Below are 22,809 nucleotides of genomic sequence, written 5' to 3' on the forward strand. Positions count from 1 at the left end.
AGACTCCGATGTCCGGCAAACCCGCAGCCCGCGTATCCGATCCAACCGCTTGTCCGCTTCCCGGCCACGGCAGCAACCCCATTGCCGTCGGCTCCGGCGACGTGTTCTTCGACGGCCTCGCGGCGGCCCGCCAGGGCGACACCTCGGCATGCGGCGGAGCCCTGGTGGGCGGGCTCGCCAGCACCGTGCTGATCAACGGCAGGCCGGCTGCGGCCCTGGGCTCGCTGGGAACGCACGGTAATACGGTGACCGCGGGCTCGGCGACGGTGCTGATCGGCGATACGCATACGCCGGCCGCGTTCGTGCCGCCGGCACCGATGGATATCAAGGGCTTCGATGAGCAGTTCGTGCTCACCAACCTCGATGGCGCAGTATTGGCGAACGTCGCTTATCTGTTGGTGCGTGCGGATGGAACCCCGGAGGAGGGCGTAACCGACCCGCTCGGACGGACTCACCGTCTGGCCGCCCATTCCTCTGCAGAGCAAATAGAAGTCTACGTGGCGATGAGGGACTGACCCATGGGGGATACGCTTTCCACGGCCAGGGGGCACTACCAGAAAGTCGCCTCGATGCAGAGCACCGTTCGCAAGGACGCAGCACCGAAGCCGGTCGCGGTCGATGCCGGGCTGACAGTGTTCCTCGGTGGCGCGGGCATGGTCGGCGACTACAACGAAGACATCGTCGCCTCGCTGACGGAGAGCGGCATCGGCAACGCCGTCTATGGAAACTACTCGTCGTTGTTGGAAGGCCTGGACCAGTACGTTCCCGGTGTCCTGGACACCCTGAGCGACGCCAGTGCGGTGGTGTTCTACAACCAAGACGAAAGCGACCCGGTCGTGGCGGAATACGGCAAGTTCGCCGACTGCACCTATAGCGAAACCTATGCCGAGAAGGAATACCTCTTCGGTCTGATCAAGGTTCGTCACTACGACAGCTACGAATGCACATCGTCCGGTGACCTGCTTGCCTTCAAGATCAGCCGCGACGTCGATGCGCTCAAGAAAAGCGACTTCTCCCTATCCTGCATAGGGGTTGGCAAACCGCTGCCGACGATCGGCCAGTTCAATCTGATCGGCTACTCCTGGGGAGCGGTCATTGCCGCGCGGTCGGCAATGTTCCATGCCAGGAACGGCGTGAGGGTCGATCATCTGGCGCTTATCGGCGCGCCGATCAACCGCAGCCTCGTCGAGGCGGTCAGAAACCATCCGAAGATCGGCAAGGTCCTGATCATCGATCTGAAGGACAAGGGCGATCCCATATATGCCGGCATGACGGACCAGGAGATTGTCGAGGCGGCAGCTACGCTCGGCCAGCAGATGCTCAAGGGAGAAGGGCATTTTTACTACTCCGGTTCGGATGCCGAAGGACAGAAGCGGCACCGGGAGCTCGCGCGACGCCTGTACGGCGAGGGGATTCGTTGAGATGCATGTCTTCGCGACCCTGTCGGCCCTTGTCATGTTGTGGTTGTCCGTGACGGACCCGCGTTCGGCCTGGATCATCCAGGCCCCATTCAGCGGCTGGAGTTTCGACCTGCACTATGTGCTCTTCGTCTTCTGCCTGGCCACGTTCATTCCGCTCCTGCTCATCGTTGCCCTCAGCCTGCTCCAGGCCACGCGGCTGATGGTCGGCGGAAAAAGCCGCAGTGTCGGCCTGGGGTCGCTGGGGTTGGCCTGCTTCTACGGCCTGGCGCTGTACCGTTTCAATGGCTGGTTCGTCCATGAGGTCTTCTGAGATGGGCGCGAATCGGGTCGATGACGGAAAGACAACGGACACCGCGGGTTTCCGATCTTCGGGCCAGAAGTGTCATTGCGGTTTTGGCGGCAGCGGTCAGACGGCTGCCATCAGTGAAACGGCATCCAGCAGGTAAGCCATGTCTTTCAATCACTATTACCAGAGCGAACTCACCGCGCTGCGCCAGCTAGGACGCCGTTTCGCCGAGCGTAGCCCGGCCCTGGCCCCGTTTCTCGGGCAGGTCGGACGCGATCCGGATGTCGAGCGCCTGCTCGAGGGCTTTGCCTTCCTGACCGGGCGGTTGCGGCAGAAGCTGGACGACGAGTTGCCGGAACTCAGCCACTCGATGATGCACCTGCTGTGGCCGAACTATATGCGCCCGCTGCCGGCTTTCAGCATTCTCCAGTTCGACCCCCTGACCCGCCCGGGCGGGGCGCTGCGCGTGGAGCGCGATACGCCGGTCGAGAGCCGGCCGGTGGGCGAGGTCGCCTGTCGCTTCCGTACCTGCTACGCCACCGAGGTCCTGCCGCTGGTGCTGGAGGCGCTCAACTATTCGGTGACCGGCGAGGGTGCGCTGCTCGGCCTGCGCCTGGCGATGAACTGCGACGGGCATTTCGGCGAGCTGGGCCTGAGTCGGCTGCGCCTGCACCTGGCCGGCGAGCGCTACATCAGCCAGATGCTCTACCTGTGCCTGCTGCGCAACCTGGAGAGCATCCAACTGATTCCGCTGGACGCCCATGGGCGGCCGCTGGATGGCGTGGCCGGCAAGCCGATGTCGTTCCGCCTGACGGGCGAGCGGGTGCAGCCTGTGGGTTTCGCCGAAGACGAGGCGCTGATTCCCTATCCGCTGAATACTTTCCGTGGCTATCGCTACCTGCAGGAGTACTTCGCGTTCCAGGACAAGTTCCTGTTCGTCGACGTGGATGGCCTGGACCTGCTCGGCGCGCTGCCCGAGGAAACCCTCAAGCAGGTCCGTGGCCTCGAGTTGCGCTTCGATATCCGCAAGAGCGGCATCCAGCGCCTGCACCCGACGCTGGAGAACGTCAAGTTGTACTGTACGCCGGTGGCCAACCTGTTCCGCCACGATGCGCTGCCGATCCGCCTCGACGGCAAGCAGGACGAATACCTGCTGATGCCGGCCGAATACAGCCTGGAGGACTGCGGGGTGTTCTCGGTAGAAGGCGTCACCGGCTGGCGGCCGGGCGGGCTCGGCTACCAGGCCTACGTACCGTTCGAGTCCTTCGAACACGATCCCAGCTTCGACGTCCCGGAAGCACGGCCCCACTACAGCGTCCGGCAGCGTACCTCGTTGCTGCACGATGGCCTGGATACCTACCTGAGCTTCGGCATCCGCCATCCCGAGCAGATCGAGACGCTGTCGGTGGAACTGACCTGCACCAACCAGAACCTGCCCCAACGGCTGCGCCTGGGCGATATCTGCGTCGCCTGCGAAGGCACGCCGGAGTTCCTCGGTTTCCGCAATATCACCCCGGCGACGCCGAGCTACGCGCCGCCGCTGAACCGCGATTTCCTCTGGAAACTGATCAGCAACATGTCGCTCAACTACCTGTCGCTGGCCAACGTCGACGCGCTCAAGGTGATCCTCGAAACCTACGACCTGCCGCGCTACTACGACCAGCATGCGGCGAAGGTCAGCAAGCGCCTGCTGGGCGGGCTCAAGGCGGTCCGCCACGAGCATGTCGACCGCCTGCATCGGGGCCTGCCGCTGCGCGGCTTGCGTACCGAGCTGACGATCGATCCGGAAGGCTACATCGGCGAGGGCGACCTGTTCGTGTTCGCTTCGGTTCTGAACGAATTTTTCGCGCTTTACGCCAGCATCAATTCCTACCACGAGTTGCGGGTGAGGAGCACACAGGGAGACGTGTACCAATGGAAACCGCGCATGGGTTTGCAGCCCCTGCTGTAAGCGCGCTGGCCCGGGGCATTCGCGAGTACTCGCTGTTCCAGGCGGTCCTGCTGGTCATGGATCGCCTGCGCGAGGAACATCCCGGCCTGGGAGACGAGGCGCTCTACGATCAGTTGGAATTCCAGGCCAATCCTAGCCTCGGCTTCCCGGGCAGCGATGTCGATCGGGTGGAGTTCTTCGAAGAGCGCGGCATGCTGCGGGCGCGGCTGCGTTTCAACCTGATCGGCTTGTTCGGTGCCAGTTCGCCGTTGCCGGCGTTCTACAGCGAGCAGGCTCTGGGCGACAGCGAGGAGGGCAATCCTACGCGGAACTTCCTCGATCTCTTCCATCACCGCCTGCATCGGCTGCTGTTGCCGATCTGGCGCAAGTACCGCTACCGGGTGAGCTTCCAGAGCGGCGCGAGCGATGCGTTCTCCGCCCAATTGTTCGCCCTCGTCGGATTGGGCGGGGAAGAGATCCGCAAGGCCAGGGAACTGAACTGGAAACGCCTGCTGCCCTACCTAGGCCTGCTCAGCCTGCGGGCGCACTCGGCGGCCTTGATCGAGTCGGTGCTGCGCTACTACTTCAAGCATGCCGAACTGGTCGCCGAGCAGTGTATCGAACGGCGCGTCGCGATCCTCGAAGAGCAGCGCAACCGACTCGGCCTGTTCAACAGCCAGCTTGGCGAAGACGCGGTGCTGGGCGAACGGGTCCGCGACCGCAGCGGCAAGTTCCGCATTCATATCCGCCAGCTCGACTGGCAGCGCTTCCACGAGTTCCTGCCGATCGGTCCCGGCTACCAGCCGCTTTGCGCGCTGGTCCGCTTCACCCTGCGTGACCCGCTCGACTACGACATCCGGCTGGTCTTGCGCCACGAGGAAATCCGCGAGTTCCGCATCGGCGCGCAGAACGCCTGCCGCCTTGGCTGGACCAGTTGGCTGGGCCGGGAGCGCGCCGATGGCGTGGTGACGCTGGGCAGCAAGATTCATTAAGGATGGATGAGCATGATCAACGTAGACCTGCAACAACTGATTCAGGCGCTGGATGCCGACACCCGGCGCGACCTCGAGGGCTCGGCCGAGCGCTGTGTAGCCCGCGGCGGCAGCAAGGTACTGGTGGAGGACCTGTTGCTGGGCCTGCTGGAGCGTCCCCAGGGATTGCTGGCGCGCGCCCTGCAGGATGCAGCGGTGGACGCCGGCGAACTCAACGCCGCGTTGCAAGCGCGGAGCGAGCACAGCGCCTCGCGCAATCCGGTGTTCGCGCCCGAGCTGGTGCAGTGGCTGCAGGATGCGCTGTTGCTGGCCAACCTCGAACTGAGCCGTAGCCAGATCGACCAGGCGGCATTGATCCTGGCCCTCCTACGCAACCCGTTGCGCTATGCCGGCAGCCGCTACCAGCCGCTGCTGGCGCGGCTCGACATCGAGCGGTTGAAGGATTTCGCGCTCTCGCAGTCGCTGGAGGGCGCGCCCAGCGGCAAGCCGGGCGGCGGCGAGTCCCTGTTGCAGCGTTTCACCCACAACCTTACCCAGCAGGCGCGCGACGGCAAGCTCGATCCGGTGCTCTGTCGCGACGGGGCTATTCGCCAGATGGTCGACATCCTGGCTCGTCGGCGGAAAAACAACCCCATCGTGGTCGGCGAGGCTGGCGTCGGCAAGACCGCCATCGTCGAAGGCCTGGCCTCTCGGATAGCCGCAGGGGAAGTGCCGCCGGCGCTGAGGGATGTCGAACTGTTGTCCCTCGACATGGGCCTGTTGCAGGCCGGTGCCAGCGTGAAGGGCGAGTTCGAGCGGCGCCTGAAAGGCGTCATCGACGAAGTGAAGGCAGCGCTCAGGCCGACCATCCTGTTCATCGACGAGGCCCATACGCTGATCGGCGCGGGCGGCCAGGCCGGCGGCTCGGATGCCGCCAACCTGCTCAAGCCGGCCCTGGCACGTGGTGAGTTGCGCACCATCGCGGCGACGACCTGGGCCGAATACAAGAAGTACTTCGAGAAGGACCCGGCGCTGGCCCGGCGCTTCCAGCCCGTGCAGTTGCATGAGCCGAGCGTTGCCGAGGCGGTGACGATCCTGCGTGGCCTGGCCCGGGTTTACGAGCAAAGCCACGGTATCTACCTGCGCGACGACGCGGTGGTGGCCGCCGCCGAGCTGTCCGCCCGCTACCTGGCGGGTCGCCAGTTGCCGGACAAGGCCGTCGACGTCCTCGACACCGCCTGTGCGCGGGTGCGCATCAGCCTGGCGGCGGCGCCGGAGAGCCTCGAGCGCCTGCGTGGCGAGCTGGCCGAAGGCGAGCGCCAGCGCCAGGCCCTGCGCCGCGATGCCGAGGCAGGCCTGCCGATCGACCACGATGTCCTGCAGGCGCTGGAGGAGCGCCTGGCCCAGGCGGAAAGCGAGCGGCACGTACTGGAGGACCAGTGGAGCCGCCAGCGCGAACTCGCCGAGCGCCTGCTCGCCCTGCGCCAGCAATTGGCCAGGGCCCGCGAGGCGAACCGGGAAGAGCAGGGCGGCGAGGCAGACGCGGGGGCTTTCCCGGCCGACGAGCATGGCGGTGTCGAAGCCCTGGAGAAGGCCCTTCACGAAACCCGCCAGGCACTCGCCGATGCCCAGGCCCAGGGGCGGCTGGTCAGCTTCGAGGTCTGTCCGCGCCTGGTTGCCGAGGTGATCGGCGCCTGGACCGGTGTACCGGTGGAGCAACTGGCGCGGGAGCACAATGCCAAGGTGATGGGGTTCGCCGACGAACTGCGGGCGCGGATCCGTGGCCAGGAGCAGGCGGTCAGCGCCCTGGACCGCGCGATGCGCGCCACCGCGGCCGGGCTGAACAAGCCCGATGCGCCGGTCGGTGTGTTCCTGCTGGTGGGCCCGAGCGGGGTGGGCAAGACCGAGACCGCGCTGGCGCTGGCCGACCTGTTGTATGGCGGCGAGCGTTTCATCACCACCATCAACATGTCCGAGTTCCAGGAGAAGCACACCGTCTCGCGCCTGATCGGCGCGCCGCCCGGCTATGTCGGCTATGGCGAGGGTGGCATGCTCACCGAGGCGGTACGCCAGAAGCCCTATTCGGTGATATTGCTGGACGAGGTGGAGAAGGCCGATCCGGACGTGCTCAACCTGTTCTACCAGATCTTCGACAAGGGCGTGGCCAACGATGGCGAAGGGCGCGAGATCGATTTCCGCAATACCTTGATCCTGATGACCTCCAACCTCGCCAGCGAGCACATCGCCGCGCTTTGCCAGGACGGCGCGCGGCCATCCGCCGAACTCCTGGAGGAAACCATCCGGCCGGCGCTCAGCCGGCATTTCAAGCCGGCGCTGCTGGCGCGCATGCGCGTGGTGCCTTACTACCCGGTGGGCGGTCCGGTACTGCGCGAGCTGATCGAGATCAAGCTGGAACGCCTCGGCCAGCGCCTGGCCCGCCGTCAACTGGCTTTCGACTACAGCCAGGTGCTGGTGGACCACCTGGCCGAGCGTTGCACCCAGAGCGACAGCGGCGCACGGTTGATCGACCACCTGCTGGACACGCACCTGCTGCCGCTGGTGGCCGACCGTTTGCTGGAAGCGATGGCGCGCGACGAGCGTCTCGAGCGAGTCCATGCGACGCTGGGCGAACACGGCCGCGTACTCTGCGAGTTCGCCTGAGGTGGGTGCGATGTTCAGCCGCGTACCGCAACCCCTGGCCTTCGCCGAAGCCCTGCTCGCCCAGTTCGGCGCGCTGTCGCGGGAAGCCGACGCCGCGGCCCTGCTGGGCGGCTTCGCACGCGCAGTCGGCGAACTCAGCGGCTGCGAGCTGAGCCAGCTGTATCTGCTCGACCAGACCCATACCGCGCTCACCCTCAACGCCGAATGCCGGGACGGCCTGTTGCAGGCGCTGGAGCCGTCGAGCCTGCCGGCGGACTATACCGGAGAGCAGTTGCTGCAGTTCGCCCTGTGCCAGAACCGCGTGGTCAGTCTCGTCGACCTGCCGTCGCGGCTGCACGAGACCGGCTTCCTGCCAGCAGGGGAGCAGCCCTGGCTGTCTCTGCTCTGCGTTCCGTTGGTGAGCCCGGAGAAAACGGTCGAGGGCATGGTGGTCTGCGCCACCCGGCGTCCATTGGACCTGCAGGGATTCGCCCATCCGCTGGGCCAGCTGGGCGCGTTCGTGCTGGCCCAATTGCATCTGCTGCAACGCCTCTCGCAACCTTCCGGCGAGCCGCAGGGACCGTCCAGCGCACCGGTGGTCAGCGGCTACGGGCTGATCGGCAGGAGCGCGGCGATGCGTGAGACCTGCCGCCTGATCAGCAAGGTCCTGCACAACCCCTATACCGTGTTGTTGCAGGGCGAGACCGGCACCGGCAAGGAGGTGGTCGCACGGGCGATCCACGAGTACGGCCCGCGGCGTGCACAGGCGTTCGTGGTGCAGAACTGCGCGGCGTTTCCGGAAAACCTGCTGGAAAGCGAGCTGTTCGGCTATCGCAAGGGCGCCTTTACCGGTGCCGAGCGCGATCGTCCCGGGTTGTTCGATGCCGCGGATGGCGGAACCCTGCTGCTCGACGAGATCGGCGACATGCCCCTGTCGCTCCAGGCCAAGCTGTTGCGCGTGTTGCAGGAAGGCGAGATTCGCCCGCTCGGCGGCAACGACACGCACAAGGTCGATGTACGCATCATCGCCGCTACCCACCGTGACCTTGCCCTGCTGGTACGCGATGGCAAGTTCCGCGAAGACCTCTACTACCGGCTGGCGCAGTTTCCCATCGAGTTGCCGCCGTTGCGCCAGCGCGAGGGCGACGCCCTCGAACTGGCCCGGCATTTCGCCGAGCGCGCCTGCGTGTTCCTGCGCCGCGCGCCGCTGGGCTGGTCCGCGGAAGCGCTGGAACTGCTCGAGGGCTATGGCTTTCCCGGCAACGTTCGGGAGCTGAAGGGACTGGTGGAATGCGCGGTATTGCTCTGCGAAGGCGACGTGCTGCTGGCCGAACACTTTTCCCTGCGTGCCCCCCCGGAAGCGGAGGCGCCGCTCAAGCTGCGCGAGCATCTGGAGCAGATCGAACGGGATCTGCTGCTCGCCTGCCTGCGCAGGAACGCTGGCAACCAGACCCTCGCCGCGCGCGAACTGGGTCTGCCGCGCCGAACCCTGATCTATCGCATGGGACGCCTGAACATTCATTTCGGCGATCCCCGGACCTGAAGCCCATGATCGAGATTTCCTTCCATCCAGCCCAACCGGGCGTGCGCCTGGAGCGCGGCGTCCGCGGCCCTTCCATGGAGACTCCCTGATGCCTGTTCGTCACTGGCCCGCCGTGTTTCTGGCCCTGGCCGTCCTCTGCGGCCTCGCCGGTTGCAGCGGCAACTACAAATTCAACGACGGCGACTATCGCCCGCTTGGCGATCCGCAGGCGGTCAATCGCGGCAAGTGACCGCAAGGAGCGATCTCATGGAACTGGTATTGGAAATGCTCAGCGCCAAGCAATTCGTACCGACGGAGCTATGCAGCAAGACCTTCGGCAGGAACGGCGGCCTCATCGGCCGCGGCGGTGAGTGCGATTGGGCGATTCCCGATCGCAAGCGGCACCTGTCCAAGCAGCATGCGCGGATCAGCTATCGCAACGGCGCGTTCTACCTGACCGACACCAGCAGCAACGGCATCCGCGCCGGCAACGGCAGCCGCCTGCCGCATGGCGAGCCGCAGCGCATCGAGCAGGACAGCGTCTTCCTGCTCGGCGACTTCGAGATCCGCGCGCGGTTGCTGCGCGAGCCCGACGAGTTCGCCATGGACGTCGGGCGGCCGCAGCCGGCGGGCAGCATCATTCCGGACGATGCCTTCCTGGCCCTCGATCCGTTGCAGGCGCTCGACCAGGACGGTGCAGATGCCTACGAACTCGACGACCTGAGCGCGATCGCCCAGCCCAGTCATGAGACCGGGGCGCGTGCGGACTACGCGCGGATCGACATGGAAAGCCTGGTCGTACCGGAGCTGGTGCCCGCCCCGGCGGCTCCGCAGGAGCCCGTGGACAGTCCGCGTCCGGAACGCGACGAAGCCTTCTGGCAGCGTTTCGGCCAGGCCCTCGGAGTGGACCTCGAAGGCCTCGACGGTGCTGCGCGCGAAGCACTGGCGATCAACGCCGCCGGTTTGCTGTGGCAGTGCATCGGCGGCTTGCAGCAGAGCCTGCGGACCCGCAGCGAACTGAAGAACGAACTGCGCCTGTCGCTGAGCACGTTGCGCGATACCGGCAAGAATCCCTTGCGCTTCAGCGGCGATGCCAGCGAGGCGCTGGGGCATCTGCTATGGGATGGCAAGCCTGGCCAGTTGAGTGGCGAACAGGCCGTCGCGCGCAGTTTCCGTGACCTCCAGGCGCACCAGGTGGCGCTGCTCGGCGCCAGCCGGGCGGCGGTGCGCGCGACCCTCGAGCATTTCTCGCCGCAGCAGCTGGCCCTGCGTTTCGAGCGCGATGGCCGCCGGCCGTTGCTGGTCACCTCGGGCAGCCGCTGGCGTGCCTACGGTCGCTACCACCAGTCGCTATGCCAGGACGACGACTGGAGCGAGCGCCTGCTGGCGCGTGATTTCGCCCAGGCCTACGAAGAACAGGTTCGCCTGATTTCCACCCTCTACACCGAGCACCAAGGATGATCGCCATGTCTCGTCGCCCGATCCCGCCAGCCAGGACGCTGGCCATGCTCGCCGTCCTGGCGCTGCTGGCAGGTTGTTCCACGCTGTCGCCGTATTCGAAACTGACCAAGCTCGACCTCGCCCTGAGCGCCGGCGAGCGGGTCAATCCCGACCTCAATGGCCGGCCGTCGCCGGTGGTAGTGCGGCTGTTCGAGCTGAAGCATCCGGTGGCGTTCGAGAACGCCGACTTCTTCAGCCTCTACGAACGTCCCAAGGAGACCCTGGACCCCGACCTGGTGACCAGCGAGGAGCTGGAGCTGCGACCCGGCGAGCGGGTCGAACTCAAGCTCAGCGTGGAGGAGGGGAGCCGCTACGTGGGCGTGCTCGCCGCCTACCGCGATCTCGGCGAGGCAAGCTGGCGCTACGTGGTGCCGGTCACGGCGAAAGAGCTGACCCGGGTAGAGCTGAAGCTGGGCCAGAAGGGCATCCGGAATGCCGGCGAACTGCTCGGCAAGGCGGGTGACGCGCGATGAACGTGCACAAGATCGTCTGGCAGGAAGGCATGCTCCTGCGCCCGCAGCACCTGCAACACAACGACCGCTACTACGACAACCAGATGAAGGCCCGGACCCAGTTGCTGGGCAGCTACAACTGGGGCTTCCTCGCCCTGGAGCTGGACCGCCAGTTCCTCAACATGGGCAAGCTGGTGATCAGCCAGGCCTCCGGCGTATTGCCCGACGGCAGCCTGTTCGAACTCGGCGGCAACACCGAACCGCTCGCCCTCGACGTGCCGCCCAATACCTCGAACGTGCCGATCTACCTGGCCCTGCCGCTGGTCACCGGCAACCACATCGAGGCGCGTCGGCCGGAGCAGGCCGAAGTCCTGGCGCGCTATACCGCCTACGACCTGGAGGTGGCGGACTCCAACGCCGGCGAGGATTCCATGGTGCAGGTCAGCTGCGCGCGGCCGGATTTTCGCCTGCTGCTCGGCGAGCAGCAGAGCGACCAGGCCTACGTCAAACTGAAGGTGGCGGTGGTGCTGGACACCACGCCGGACGGGGTGATCAGCCTCGATCCCGACTTCGTCCCGAGCTACCTCCACGCCCACGCATCCGCCTACCTGCTGTCCTGCCTGAAGGAAGTGATCAGCATGCTCGGCCATCGCGGCGACACCATCGCCGAGCGTATCCGGTCCAACGGCAAGGTCGGCGGCGCGGAGGTCGGCGATTTCATGATGCTGCAACTGATCAATCGCACCGAGTTGCTGCTGCGCCACTACCTGGGATTGGAGCAGGTGCACCCGGAGCAGTTGTACCGGGTGCTGCTGACCATGCTCGGCGACCTCGCCACCTTCGGCAGCGAGAGCAAGCGTCCGCGCCTGGACAGCCGTTACCAGCACAGCGACCAGGGCGCCAGCTTCCGCAGGCTGATGGAAGCGATCCGCCAGGTCCTGTCGATGGTGCTCGAGCAGCATGCCATCGAACTGCCTCTCCAGGCCCGCCAGTACGGCATCCTGGTCTCGCCCCTGCACGACCACAAGCTGCTCGGCAGCGCCTCGTTCGTCCTCGCCGCCAGTGCCAATTGCGAGTCGGAGGAACTGCGCCAGCGCCTGCCCGCGCATCTCAAGGTGGGCGCGGTCGAGCACATTCGCCAACTGGTCAACCTGCACCTGCCAGGGATCCGGGTCAAGCCGCTGCCGGTGGCGCCGCGGCAGATCCCGTTCCACTCCAACAAGACCTATTTCATTCTCGAACCCAACGCCGAGGACATGACCCAACTGGAGCGCTCCGGCGGTTTCGCGTTCCACGTGTCCGGCGAGTTCTCCGAGCTTGAACTGAAATTCTGGGCCATCAGGAACTGAACATGATCAAGGAAAGGGAATACCACGAGGACGAGAAGACCGTCCTCCTCGATCACCAGGGACAGGTACCGGCCCAGGGGCCGCTGACCGATTTCGCCGAACCGCCGCGCTTCGAGCAGCTCGAGGAGCGGATGATCTACGCGGCGCGCCTGCGTCCGGGCGAAGCCTTCAACGTCAGCCTGAACCCGCTGGTGGCGGCGGCTTCCGAACTGCTTTCGGAAGTGGTCCGACTCAAGCACAGCACCGTGCTGGAGAACCTTGCGGCGCTCAAGGAGCGGTTGACCTCCGCCATGAAGCTCTTCGAATTCCGCGCCGTGCAGGATGGCGTGGAAAACAGCCAGGTCATGGCGGCGCGCTACGTGCTGTGTACGGTGGTCGACGAGGCGGTGGTGACTACCCCGTGGGGCAACGAAAGCGAATGGTCGAAGATCAGCCTGCTGAGCAGCTTCCATAACGAGACCTTCGGCGGCGAGAAGTTCTTCCAGTTGCTCGACCGGCTGTCGAAGAACCCGGTCAAGCATCTGCCGATGCTGGAGCTGATGTACCTCTGCCTGGCCCTCGGCTTCGAGGGCAAGTACCGGGTGATGGCTCGCGGCGTGCTCGACCTGGACGGTATTTCCGATGCGCTCTACCGGCAGATCCGCCAGTTGCGCGGCGACGTGCCGCGCGAACTGTCGCCGCACTGGCAAGGGCTCAGCGACCAGCGTCGCGGCCTGGTGCGGATCGTGCCCTGGTGGATGGTGGCGCTGTTCACCCTGGTCTGCCTGGTGGTGATGTATTCGGGATTCGCCTGGGTTCTCGGCGAGCAACGCAACACGGTGCTGCAGCCTTACCAGTCGCTCGATGCGGCGGCAGGACAGCCCGGTTCGTAAACACAGGGACGCGAAATGAAAAACTTCTTCAAGAAAGTCGGCGCCTTCCTGCGCAAGACGTGGGTCTGGACGCTGTTGCTGGTACTCCTGGCGGCATTGCTGGTGTGGTTCGTCGGGCCGCTGCTGGCGGTCGCCGACTACAAGTTCTGGGAAAGCCCGACCTCGCGGTTGCTGAGCATCAGCCTGATGTTCCTGGTCTGGGGACTGGCGATGGTCTTCGTCAGCTGGCGCGCCGGGGTGCGGCGCAAGGCCGTCGAGGACAGCAACGAGGGCCAGGAGCGCCTGCGCCGCGACGGTCTGATCGAAGACGAACAGAAGGAATTGCGCAGCCGCTTCAAGGACGCCCTGCGCACCCTGAAGACCTCCAGCCTGTACCGCGGCCGCAGCGAGCGCTGGCGCAACGAGCTGCCCTGGTACCTGCTGATCGGCCCGCAGGGAAGCGGCAAGACCAGCCTGCTGGACTTTTCCGGACTGGAATTCCCGATCAACCGGATCGACCGCAAGCTGACCCGTGACACCGCCGGTACGCGCTACTGCGACTGGTACTTCGCCGACCACGGCGTCCTGATCGACACCGCCGGGCGCTACCTGACCCAAGCCGACGGCGAAGTCGACGGGGGCGCCTGGGCGACCCTGCTCGGCCTGTTGCGCAAGCGCCGCCGCGCACGGCCGCTGAATGGCGTGATGGTGTCGATTCCGGTGGAAACGTTGCTCAGCGACGACGAGATGGCGCTGGATACGCTGGCTCGCCAGGTGCGCGCGCGCCTGCAGGAAATCCAGCAGACTCTGCACCTCGATCTGCCGGTCTACCTGGTGTTGAGCAAGGCCGACCAGTTGCTCGGCTTCGACGAGTTCTTCGACCAGTTGAGCCGCGAGGAGAGCGACCAGGTTCTGGGCACCAGCTTCGGCAAGGAGCAGAACGGCACCGATGTGACGGTCCTGCGCCAGGCGTTCGAGGACCTCCTGCGACGCCTGAACAGCCAGGTGATCATGCGCATCCACCAGGAGCGCGATACCCTGCGTCGCGGTCGCATCCTCGACTTTCCGCACCAGCTTGGCCAGATCGGCGAGCGGTTGTGCCTGTTCGTCGAACTCGCCTTCACCGGCAATCGATACCAGCGCGCCAGCCGCCTGCGCGGTTTCTACCTGACCAGCGCGCCGCACCTGGCCCAGCAGCTGGACGAGGACACCGCCGGCATCGGCGCCAACCTGGGGATCGCCAGCGGCCTGCTGCCGACCCTGCGCAACGGGCGCTCGCGCTTCATCCATCACCTGCTGAGCCAGGTGATCTTCCCCGAGGCCAACCTGGCAGGCCTCGATCGCCGCGAACGCACGCGCATCCACTGGGGCCAGCGCGCCCTGTACGTCGGTTCGCTGGCGCTCCTTCTGCTATTCGGCCTGCTCTGGGCTGGCGGTTTCTCGGCCAACCACGAGCGCCTGGAGCGGCTACGCGAGCTGGCGCAGCAATGGACCCAGCAGCGCCAGGCGCTTGGCGAACGCGATGACGCCATGGCGGCGCTGAAGACGCTGGATAGCAGCTATGCGGCGACCACCGTGTTTCCGCCCAAAGGGGAAGTCTCGCTGCACGAGCGCGCCGGGCTGTACCAGGGCAACGAGGTCAACCCGCCGCTGGCCGCTGCCTATCGCCGCGAGCTGGAGACACAACTGCTGCCGCGCGTGGCGCGGATGCTCGAAGCGCAGATCCGCGGCAACATGCAGAATCGCGAACGCCTGCTCAACAGCCTGCGGGCCTACCTGATGCTGAATCTGCGCGAGCGCCGCGAGAACGGATGGCTCAAGGACTGGGTGGCTACCGACTGGTCGCAGCGCTATGCCGGCAACGGCACCGTGCAGAATGGCCTGAACACGCATTTCGCCCGTTTGCTCGAGCAACCGTTCAGCTATCCGCTGAACGAGACCCTGGTGGCCCAGGCACGCCAGGTGCTGCGCAGCGAGTCCCTGGCCAACGTGGTCTACCGGGTGCTGCGCGAACAGGCACGGAGCCTGCCCGAGTATCGCTTCGGCCAGCACCTGGGGCCGCAGGCCGGTCTGTTCGTCGGCACCGACTACGTGATCCCGGGGTTCTATACCCAGCAGGGCTACCAGCAGTACTTCGTGGTCCAGGGCGCCAGCCTGGTCAACGACATCCTTCGCGACAACTGGGTCCTGGGCGAGGGCAGCGGGATCAGCGACATGGACCTGCGGCGCCTGATGGTCGAACTCGAACAGTTGTATTTCCGCGACTACGCGAACTTCTGGAGCGAGGCGGTCGGACGCCTGGGCCTGCTGCCGTTCAACGATGCCGGCGAGGGTGCCGACCAGGTTTCCGGGCTGCTCGCCGCCAACTCGCCGATCCTCCAGTTGTTGCTGGAGGTCCGTGAGAACACCCGTTTCCCGGTCCTGGCGGAGAGCACCGAGGCGCTGGCAGAGGCCGGCGACAAGGCCGCGGAAAAGGGCGGCAAGCTGGGCAAGGCGGCCGCCGCGGCGGCCGGCAAGGCCAGGGACGCGTTGGCGAAGAACCTGCCGGATACCGCGAAGAAGTCCCTGCAACGCCGCTTCGAGCCCCTGCATCGCCTGCTCGACGATAACAACGGCCCGGCGGCCGACCTCTCCCCGCTGTTGCAGGCGCTCAACGAGTTGCAGTTGCAACTCGCCGGACTGGCGCGCGCCAGCCAGCCGGAGCAGGCGGCTTTCGACATGGCGAAGAGCCGCATGGGCGGCCAGCGCGATGCCCTGAGCAACCTGCGCAACGCCTCCGCGCGACTGCCGCGACCGCTCGGCGGATGGTTCAGCGTGCTGGCCGAAGACGCCTGGCGGCTGGTCCTCGGCGATGCCTACCTGTACCTCAACCAGCGCTACCAGAGCGAGCTGTACGGTTTCTACAGCAAGGCGATCAACAAGCGCTACCCGTTCAACGCGCACAGCGCCAGCGATGTCGCGGTCAGCGATTTCCGCGAGTTCTTCAAGGCGCAGGGCGTCGCCGAACGCTTCTTCGAAACCTACATGCGGCCCTTCGTCAGCGGCGACCCGGGCAGCTACCGCCTGCGCAGCGTGGACGGCTACAGCCTGCCGATGTCCAAGGTCTATCTCGACCAGATGGGCACGGCCCAGGTGATCCGCCAGAGCTTCTTCGCCGAGAACCCGGCCGAGCCGCAGGTGCGCTTCCGCCTGGAGCCCTATACCCTCGATCCTGGCGTCAGCCGCGCCGAGTTCCGTTTCGACGGTCAATCCATGGAATACCGCCACGGCCCGATCGTGCCGATGTCGTTCAAGTGGCCCAGCGACGCCGACGGCGGCCGCACCAGCCTGGTGCTGGAGAAGATGGCCGGGCGACCGGTGGGAATCGAACGCAATACCGGGCCCTGGTCGCTGTTCAGGCTGTTCGACCTGATGCAGACCGAGTACCTCAGCGGGCGTGACGTGATGGTGCTCAAGGCCGACCTGGGCGGCCTGCGCGCCAACTACCTGCTGCTCGCCCAGCGCACGCCGAATCCGTTCGATCTCGCGGTCCTGCGCAGCTTCCGCATGCCGGTGCAGCTCTGATGCAACGCACCGAGCCCTGGCGCAGCGCGGCGCGCACGGATCGCGGCAAGGTCCGCGCGCGCAACGAGGATGCCTTCCTGGACTGCCCGGATCGCGGGCTCTGGGCGGTCGCCGATGGCATGGGCGGGCACCAGGCCGGCGACCTGGCCAGCCGGATGATCGTCACCAGCCTGGCGGAATTGCCGGCCCGGGCGGGATTCGACGAGCGCCTGAACGCGATGCGCCGGTGCCTGCACTGGCTCAACCGGCGCCTGGGCGAGGAACTCACCCTCAGCGCCGAGCGCGGCGACAGGATCATCGGCAGTACGGTGGTGGCACTGGTCGTCGAGGGTTCGCGGGCGGCCTGCGTGTGGGTTGGCGACAGCCGCTGCTACCTGTGGCGCGGCCAGCGGCTGTACCAGCTGTCCCGCGACCACTCGCTGTTGCAGCGACTGGTCGACGAACGGCGGATGGATATCGAGCAGGCCCGCGCCTATCCCTCGGCGCGCGCGCTGACCCGTGCCGTCGGCGCCAGCGAACAACTGGTGCTGGACGTGCTGGAACTGGAGGTGCATCCCGGTGATGTCTTCCTGCTCTGCAGCGACGGACTCTACGAAGAGCTGAGCGCCGATGCACTGGGCCGCGCGTTGAGCCTGGCATCGCCGCAGGTGGCGGTGGAGCGGCTGTTCGACGGCGCCTTGAGCGGCGCCGCGCGGGACAACCTGACGGCCGTGGTGATCCGCCAATGAACGAACCGCTGTCGTCGCTGGAGCTGCTGCCGGAGGAGGAGGGCGGCGCGAACCTGACCTATTTCGCCTTCGCCGCCCCGACCGCCTCGGCGCCGGACCTGCCGGCCGTGTTGCCCGGTCCGCTGCCGGACGTTCTTTCCGGACGCTACCGTCTGGAGCGGATGCTCGGCGCCGGCGGCATGGGGACGGTATACCGTGCCCGGGACCTGCTCCATGAGCAGTTCGGCGACCCGGCGCCGCTGGTAGCGCTGAAGCTGCTCAACGAATCGGTCGCCGAGTCACCCGACGGCAGCGCCTTGCTCTATAGCGAGTTCGCCCTGACCCGGCGCTTGCGCCATCCGAACGTCGTGCGTCTGTTCACTTTCGACGTCGACACCGCATGCCAGCGCGCCTACATCGTCATGGAACTCATGTCTGGCCTGCCGCTCGACCGCCTGCTCTGCGAGCGCCCCGAAGGCCTGCCCTGGTCCGAACTGAGCGCGATCGCCCGGCCGTTGCTGGATGCTTTGGCCTATGTCCACGAACAAGGGGTGCTGCATGGCGACCTGAAGCCGAGCAACGTGATGCTCGGCGAGGAGGGCGTGCGGCTCTTCGACTTCGGCCTCGGCCAGGCGCAGGCAGGCATCCTGGACGGCCTGCCGCAGCTCAGCCGGGGCTGCATCGACGCCTGGACTCCGGGCTACGCCGCTCCCGAACTGCTCGAGGGCGCGCCGTTGTCGCCGGCGACCGACCTGTATGCGCTGGCCTGCGTCCTCTACGAACTGGCCGACGGTCGCCATCCGTTCCGCCGCCTGCCCTCGAACCAGGCCCGGGAGCAGGGGCTGGAGCGCCAGTTGCGCGCGCCCGGACACCTGCCTCGGCGCTGCTGGCCGGCGCTGCGTACCGCCCTGAGCCTCGACCCCGAACGGCGCTGCATCGGCGTCCGCGAATTGCAGGAAGCGCTGGGCGCACGGCGTTCCTGGCTGGCCGGCGTTTTCGCCCGTTGAGCCGGCGGCGCTCGGTTTGCAGGGCCTCTATGGCTGCTCTCCGCAAGCGCTCTGCAGGGCGATACGGTTGCCTTCGCTGTCCCTGATCTCGGCGATGAACACGCCGTCGCCAAGCGGCGTCTTCGGGAAGAGGATTTCGCTGCCTTCGCCGAGGGCCCGAGCAAGGACGGCATCCAGATCCGCGACATTCAGGTAGATGATCGCCCCATGTGGCGTAGGCACGTAGACGTCGCCCTCGGCGAGTGCGCCGCTGGCACCGTCACGGCCTTCCTCGAAGGGGAAATGCGCCATTCTGCTTCCGTGCAGGGTGGCTACCTTGCCGAACGCCACTCCGAACACCGAGGCGTAGAAACGCATCGCCCTCTCCAGGTCGGACACCGGTATTTCCACGTGCGCGATCAGGTTCATTTCCTTCCTGTCCTGTCGGGACCGCTGGTGACGCCGCTTTCTGGCGACGATGGTCGATGTTCAGCCGCGCGAAACCGAGTGGATCGAGCGGGCACGCCGCCGCGCCGCGAGGCGGCGAATGAATTCATTCGAAATTCATTAACATCTTGTCCCGCTTGACCGGCGTCAATACCCGCACTGCGTCACAAAAATACCCTGGCCCCAGGCCGTTCGGAAAGGCCGTTCGCTGTTCGCTTGGGGGAAGTCATCATGGCGCATCTGGTCTGGCAGGATGACCTGAATACCGGTATTCAGGTCATCGACAATCAACACAAACGCATCGTCGAGATGATCAATCACCTGCACGACGCCCAGCAAGGCAAGGAACACGCGGCGATCGCCGAGGTGATCGAGGAGCTGGTGGACTACACGCTGTCGCACTTCGCCTTCGAGGAAACCCTGATGGAGGATGCCGGCTACCAGTTTTCCCGGGCGCACAAGAAGATCCACGAGCTGTTCATCCGCCGGGTCTCCGAATACCGGGTGCGCTTCCAGGCCGGCGAGGATGTCGGCGACGAACTCAAGGGCTTGCTCTCGCGCTGGCTGTTCAACCACATCCGCAACGACGACGCCGGTTACGTGGATGCGGTACGCCACAGCATGTCCGAACTGGTCAAGGACAAGAGCGAGGGCGGTTGGTTGTCGCGCTCGATGAAGCGCTTCTTCGGCTGATCGCCGGGGAGGGAAACGCGAAACCGGCCCAGTGGGGCCGGTTCTTTCGCCAGCGGACCTGGCCTCAGCGAATCAGGCTGAGGAATTCGCTGCGAGTGGCGGCGTTGTCGCGGAATTCGCCGAGCATCACCGAAGTGACCATGGACGAGTTCTGCTTCTCCACGCCGCGCATCATCATGCACATGTGCTGGGCCTGGATCACCACCGCGACGCCGAGGGCGCCGGTGACCTGCTGGACCGCCTCGGCGATCTGCCGGCTCATGTTCTCCTGGATCTGCAGGCGGCGGGCGTACATGTCGACGATCCGCGCGACCTTCGACAGGCCGAGCACCTTGCCGTTCGGGATATAGGCCACGTGGGCCTTGCCGATGAAGGGCAGCAGGTGGTGCTCGCAGAGCGAGTACAGCTCGATGTCCTTGACCAATACCATTTCGCTGTTGTCGGAGCTGAACAGGGCACCGTTGACGACTTCTTCCAGGCTCTGTTCGTAGCCGCGGCACAGGTACTTCATGGCCTTGGCGGCACGCTTGGGCGTGTCCAGCAGACCTTCGCGGTTAACGTCCTCGCCGAGCTGGGTGAGGATCGAGGAGTAGTGTTGTTCCAGGGACATGGGCGTTCCAGTCAGACGATTACCAGCGCGGAGGGTAGGACGTCGCCGGGCCGCTGGCAAGACTCGGCGGTTGCCGGCTACTCGTCGCGGCCTTCGAGCATGGTCCTGCGCAGCATCACGTAGACCGAGCCGGTGCCGCCGTGGCGTGGCAGGCAGGAGGTGAAACCGAGCACCTGCGGGTGCTGGCGCAACCAGGTATTGACGTGGCTTTTCACCAGCGGGCTGCGTCCGTCCTTGCGCGCGGCCTTGCCATGGGTCACGCGCACGCAGCGGATTTCCAGGCGGGTGGCTTCGGCAAGGAAGTCCCATAGCGTCTGCCGGGCCTTCTCCACGCTCATGCCGTGCAGGTCGAGGCTACCGTCGAAGGGCACCAGGCCCTGCTTGAGCTTGCGCAATTGGCTTTCCTGGACGCCGTCGCGGGCCCAGGACAGCTCGTCCTCGGGGCCGACGTCGATGACGAACTGGTCGGACAGGCCATCGACGCGGATTTCGTCGTTGCGCACGCTGGCATTGAGCTGGCGCTGCTTGAGTTGCTGGCGGTCGTTGCGAGGTTTGCCGGTATCGGCTCGGTCGACCGAAATGCGCTTGACGCCACGCATCTCGCTCTTGAACAGGGAAAAGTCGTCGTCTTGCATGGGAGCCTCCGCGAAGCGGCGCAGTTTACCGGATCGGCCGGACGCCGGCAGCCCGCTCAGTCGCGCTTTTTCATCAGGTTCGGCGACAGGCTCAGATCGCTGTTGCGGCGGCTGCGGCGGCGGCTGAAACGCCAGAAGAACACGCCGAGGCAGAGCGACAGCAGGCCAAGGGCCAGCAATACGCCGCCGGCGGCGGGTTCGATATGCAGCATGCCGACAGCCGGCTGGCGGCCGATCAAGGCCGAGGTGCCGGCCAGCGACAGCAGTACGCCCAGGCTCGCCACCAGGGCCGCGAACGCCGCCGCCAGGCGCCAGCGCCAGACTCTCGGCCGGCGCGGGCGCAGCCGGCGCGCATCGAAACTATCGGACAACTTCATCCCGACTTCCTCGTGTGTCATCGGGGCTAGGACCGGAACCTTCCGGCCGGGTTCCCGGGTTCCCGGGAGCAAACCGTGCGCCGCTCGTCTTCTCGCCGCAAGCCATGGCCCTGCAGGCAGACTAGTCCTCCGCAGGGCGGGACGGGAGGGCGGCTGGATGGGCGGTCAGAGCAGTTCCCGGGCCTGGGCGACGATCGCCGCGAAGTTGTCGCCGAGGGCGGCGATCTCGGCACGTTGCAGGTCCGCGGCGCTCAGGACCCCGCCGTTCAGGGTGGGTATGTCGCGGGTGGCGCAGGCGCTGTCGGCGAGGGTGCAGCGGTAGCCGTAGTCCTTGGCCGCACGCACGGTGGTGCTGACGCTGGAATGGGTCATGAAACCGCAGACGATCAGGTCGAGACGGCCATGGTTCTGCAACAGGTCGTGCAGCTCGGTGCCGGAGAAGGCATTGGGCAGGCGTTTCTCCACGACCTTTTCCCCGGCTTCCGGTTGCAGTTCCGGGAGGAACTGGCCGCGCGGCCCTTGCGGATCGAACAGGCCGCCCTGGATACCCAGGTGGCGTACATGCACGATGGGCGTACCGCTGGCGCGGGCCGCCTGCACCAGCACGCCGATCTCCGCGACCGCGGCGTCGAGGCCTGGCAGGCGCAGGGCGCCGCTGCGGTACTCTTCCTGGGCATCGATGATCAGCAAGGTGCTCTGCCGAAGGGGGGCTGGCGGGTAGCCGCGTCCGCTGATCTGCAAAAGGGTGAGCGGATGAGGCATGTCACTACTCCTGAGAAGGCACATGCCTTTCATTCTGGCCCCTATCGGCGAGCCTGTGAACCTTTGCCGCATGCGCACTAAAGTGGTATGGACTTCCCGCGCTGGAGGCCAGCTCCGGCGCGATCGGCTAGAATGTCGCCCTTTTGTGCGTTGCGAGGAGCAATTCCGTCATGTCCGAGTCCCGTCTGCTCACCCTGCGCGACTACATCCGCTGGGCTGTCAGCCGTTTCCACGCCGCCGGCCTGTTCTTCGGTCACGGCACCGACAATGCCTGGGACGAGGCGCGCCACCTGGTTCTGGGCTCCCTGCACCTTCCCTGGGAAATTTCTGACAGCTACCTGGATTGTCGCCTGGAAGACGATGAACGCGCCGAACTGGCGGAGATCCTCCGGCGGCGCATCGAGGAACGGATTCCGGCGGCCTACCTGCTGGGCGAAGCCTGGTTCTGCGGGATTCCCTTCAGCGTCGACGAACGCGTGCTGGTGCCGCGCTCGCCTATCGCCGAGCTTATCGAGCAGCGCTTCGCGCCCTGGCTGCCGGCCGAGCCGACGCGAATCCTCGACCTCTGCACCGGTTCAGGCTGCATCGGCATCGCCTGTGCCTATGCGTTCGAACAGGCGGAGGTGGTGCTCGCCGACCTGTCCTTCGATGCGCTGGAGGTGGCCAACGTCAATATCGAGCGCCACGACCTCGGCGAGCGGGTCTACACCGTCCAGGGCGACGGTTTCGCCGGGCTGCCCGGCCAGCGCTTCGACCTGATCGTGTCCAATCCGCCCTACGTGGATGCCGAGGACTTCGCCGACATGCCGGCGGAGTTCCATCATGAGCCTGAACTCGGCCTGGCCTGCGGCGACGACGGCCTGGACCTGGTGCGACGGATGCTCGCCGAGGCGGCCGACCACCTCAGCGAGAAAGGCCTGCTGATCGTCGAGGTAGGCAACAGCGAGGTCCATGTGCAGGCGTTGTACCCGGAAGTGGACTTCACCTGGCTCGAGTTCGAGCACGGCGGCCACGGGGTGTTCATGCTGTCCGCCGCGCAGTGCCGCGAGCACCGGGAACTGTTCCGTTCGCGCTTGGAAAAGTGATCGAAGGCGGCTGGTGCCGCC

At 66.1% G+C, this 22,809-nt stretch carries 22 protein-coding genes; 17 read left to right on the forward strand and 5 right to left on the reverse strand.

All coding sequences use genetic code 11. From position 1 onward, the window contains the following. Positions 1-8: 8 nt before the first annotated feature. The 15 genes from HMPREF2886_RS07325 to HMPREF2886_RS07395 all read left to right on the forward strand — a co-directional run bounded on the left by HMPREF2886_RS07325 (position 9) and on the right by HMPREF2886_RS07395 (position 18,200). Positions 9-515 carry a PAAR domain-containing protein gene (locus HMPREF2886_RS07325; RefSeq protein WP_033973182.1) on the forward strand — a complete coding sequence of 169 codons (507 nt, stop codon included), beginning with the start codon at positions 9-11 and terminating at the stop codon, positions 513-515. A 3-nt stretch (positions 516-518) separates the two neighbouring features. Continuing rightward, positions 519-1,421, forward strand: a complete 903-nt coding sequence (locus tag HMPREF2886_RS07330) for a hypothetical protein (RefSeq protein WP_128688661.1) — start codon at positions 519-521, stop codon at positions 1,419-1,421. A gap of 1 nt (position 1,422) precedes the next feature. After that, on the forward strand, positions 1,423-1,731 hold the full coding sequence (locus HMPREF2886_RS07335; RefSeq protein ID WP_033973177.1) for a hypothetical protein: 309 nt from the start codon (positions 1,423-1,425) through the stop codon (positions 1,729-1,731). A 139-nt stretch (positions 1,732-1,870) separates the two neighbouring features. Then, positions 1,871-3,658 carry a type VI secretion system baseplate subunit TssF gene (gene tssF, locus HMPREF2886_RS07340; RefSeq protein ID WP_033973175.1) on the forward strand — a complete coding sequence of 596 codons (1,788 nt, stop codon included), beginning with the start codon at positions 1,871-1,873 and terminating at the stop codon, positions 3,656-3,658. Then, complete coding sequence (tssG, locus tag HMPREF2886_RS07345; RefSeq protein WP_003110442.1) at positions 3,622-4,629, forward strand: type VI secretion system baseplate subunit TssG; 1,008 nt, start codon at positions 3,622-3,624, stop codon at positions 4,627-4,629. Before tssF ends, tssG begins: the two co-directional genes overlap by 37 nt. A 6-nt stretch (positions 4,630-4,635) precedes the next feature. Further along, entirely contained in the window at positions 4,636-7,269 is a 2,634-nt protein-coding gene (gene tssH, locus HMPREF2886_RS07350; protein WP_083318531.1) for a type VI secretion system ATPase TssH, read from the forward strand. Between the two features lie 10 nt (positions 7,270-7,279). Further along, positions 7,280-8,791, forward strand: a complete 1,512-nt coding sequence (locus HMPREF2886_RS07355; protein ID WP_033976338.1) for a sigma-54 interaction domain-containing protein — start codon at positions 7,280-7,282, stop codon at positions 8,789-8,791. Between the two features lie 88 nt (positions 8,792-8,879). Beyond that, the gene (locus tag HMPREF2886_RS07360; protein WP_033974441.1) at positions 8,880-9,020 is read left to right on the forward strand and encodes a hypothetical protein; all 141 of its coding nucleotides are present in this window, start codon (positions 8,880-8,882) and stop codon (positions 9,018-9,020) included. A 17-nt stretch (positions 9,021-9,037) separates the two neighbouring features. Further along, a complete protein-coding gene (gene tagH, locus HMPREF2886_RS07365) occupies positions 9,038-10,231 on the forward strand; it encodes a type VI secretion system-associated FHA domain protein TagH (protein WP_070747029.1) in 1,194 nt (397 codons plus the stop codon). A 5-nt stretch (positions 10,232-10,236) separates the two neighbouring features. Further along, complete coding sequence (gene tssJ / locus HMPREF2886_RS07370; protein ID WP_057388318.1) at positions 10,237-10,743, forward strand: type VI secretion system lipoprotein TssJ; 507 nt, start codon at positions 10,237-10,239, stop codon at positions 10,741-10,743. After that, positions 10,740-12,071: a type VI secretion system baseplate subunit TssK gene (gene tssK, locus HMPREF2886_RS07375; RefSeq protein WP_003087620.1), complete on the forward strand. Its 1,332-nt coding sequence runs from the start codon at positions 10,740-10,742 to the stop codon at positions 12,069-12,071. Before tssJ ends, tssK begins: the two co-directional genes overlap by 4 nt. A 2-nt stretch (positions 12,072-12,073) precedes the next feature. Then, positions 12,074-12,943, forward strand: coding sequence for a type IVB secretion system protein IcmH/DotU (icmH, locus tag HMPREF2886_RS07380; protein ID WP_039027170.1), 870 nt, complete (start codon positions 12,074-12,076; stop codon positions 12,941-12,943). Positions 12,944-12,958: 15 nt separating this feature from the next. Further along, complete coding sequence (tssM, locus tag HMPREF2886_RS07385) at positions 12,959-16,486, forward strand: type VI secretion system membrane subunit TssM (RefSeq protein ID WP_070747031.1); 3,528 nt, start codon at positions 12,959-12,961, stop codon at positions 16,484-16,486. Beyond that, positions 16,486-17,214, forward strand: a complete 729-nt coding sequence (locus tag HMPREF2886_RS07390) for a PP2C family protein-serine/threonine phosphatase (protein ID WP_033976341.1) — start codon at positions 16,486-16,488, stop codon at positions 17,212-17,214. Before tssM ends, HMPREF2886_RS07390 begins: the two co-directional genes overlap by 1 nt. Further along, positions 17,211-18,200: a serine/threonine-protein kinase gene (locus HMPREF2886_RS07395; protein ID WP_070747033.1), complete on the forward strand. Its 990-nt coding sequence runs from the start codon at positions 17,211-17,213 to the stop codon at positions 18,198-18,200. The genes HMPREF2886_RS07390 and HMPREF2886_RS07395 overlap by 4 nt, the downstream gene beginning before the upstream one ends. Before the next feature lie 27 nt (positions 18,201-18,227). On the opposite strand, the gene HMPREF2886_RS07400 is transcribed toward HMPREF2886_RS07395, so the two are convergent. Continuing rightward, entirely contained in the window at positions 18,228-18,608 is a 381-nt protein-coding gene (locus HMPREF2886_RS07400; RefSeq protein WP_033973875.1) for a VOC family protein, read from the reverse strand. Between the two features lie 249 nt (positions 18,609-18,857). Between HMPREF2886_RS07400 and HMPREF2886_RS07405 the strand changes: the two genes are divergently transcribed. Next, positions 18,858-19,319, forward strand: coding sequence for a bacteriohemerythrin (locus HMPREF2886_RS07405; RefSeq protein WP_003087637.1), 462 nt, complete (start codon positions 18,858-18,860; stop codon positions 19,317-19,319). A gap of 64 nt (positions 19,320-19,383) precedes the next feature. On the opposite strand, the gene folE is transcribed toward HMPREF2886_RS07405, so the two are convergent. From folE to HMPREF2886_RS07425, 4 genes are all read right to left on the reverse strand, one after another. Beyond that, positions 19,384-19,929 carry a GTP cyclohydrolase I FolE gene (gene folE / locus HMPREF2886_RS07410; protein WP_012076235.1) on the reverse strand — a complete coding sequence of 182 codons (546 nt, stop codon included), beginning with the start codon at positions 19,927-19,929 and terminating at the stop codon, positions 19,384-19,386. A 77-nt stretch (positions 19,930-20,006) separates the two neighbouring features. Beyond that, positions 20,007-20,564: a Smr/MutS family protein gene (locus HMPREF2886_RS07415; protein ID WP_003087642.1), complete on the reverse strand. Its 558-nt coding sequence runs from the start codon at positions 20,562-20,564 to the stop codon at positions 20,007-20,009. A gap of 56 nt (positions 20,565-20,620) precedes the next feature. Beyond that, a complete protein-coding gene (locus tag HMPREF2886_RS07420; RefSeq protein ID WP_003087644.1) occupies positions 20,621-20,941 on the reverse strand; it encodes a hypothetical protein in 321 nt (106 codons plus the stop codon). A gap of 165 nt (positions 20,942-21,106) precedes the next feature. Beyond that, positions 21,107-21,703, reverse strand: coding sequence for a cysteine hydrolase family protein (locus HMPREF2886_RS07425; protein WP_033973949.1), 597 nt, complete (start codon positions 21,701-21,703; stop codon positions 21,107-21,109). A gap of 170 nt (positions 21,704-21,873) precedes the next feature. Here HMPREF2886_RS07425 and prmB point away from each other — a divergent pair, with 170 nt between their 5' ends. Beyond that, a complete protein-coding gene (gene prmB, locus HMPREF2886_RS07430) occupies positions 21,874-22,788 on the forward strand; it encodes a 50S ribosomal protein L3 N(5)-glutamine methyltransferase (protein ID WP_039027168.1) in 915 nt (304 codons plus the stop codon). Positions 22,789-22,809 lie beyond the last annotated feature (21 nt).

The organism is Pseudomonas sp. HMSC066A08, from assembly GCF_001813025.1.
Lineage (GTDB): Bacteria > Pseudomonadota > Gammaproteobacteria > Pseudomonadales > Pseudomonadaceae > Pseudomonas > Pseudomonas aeruginosa.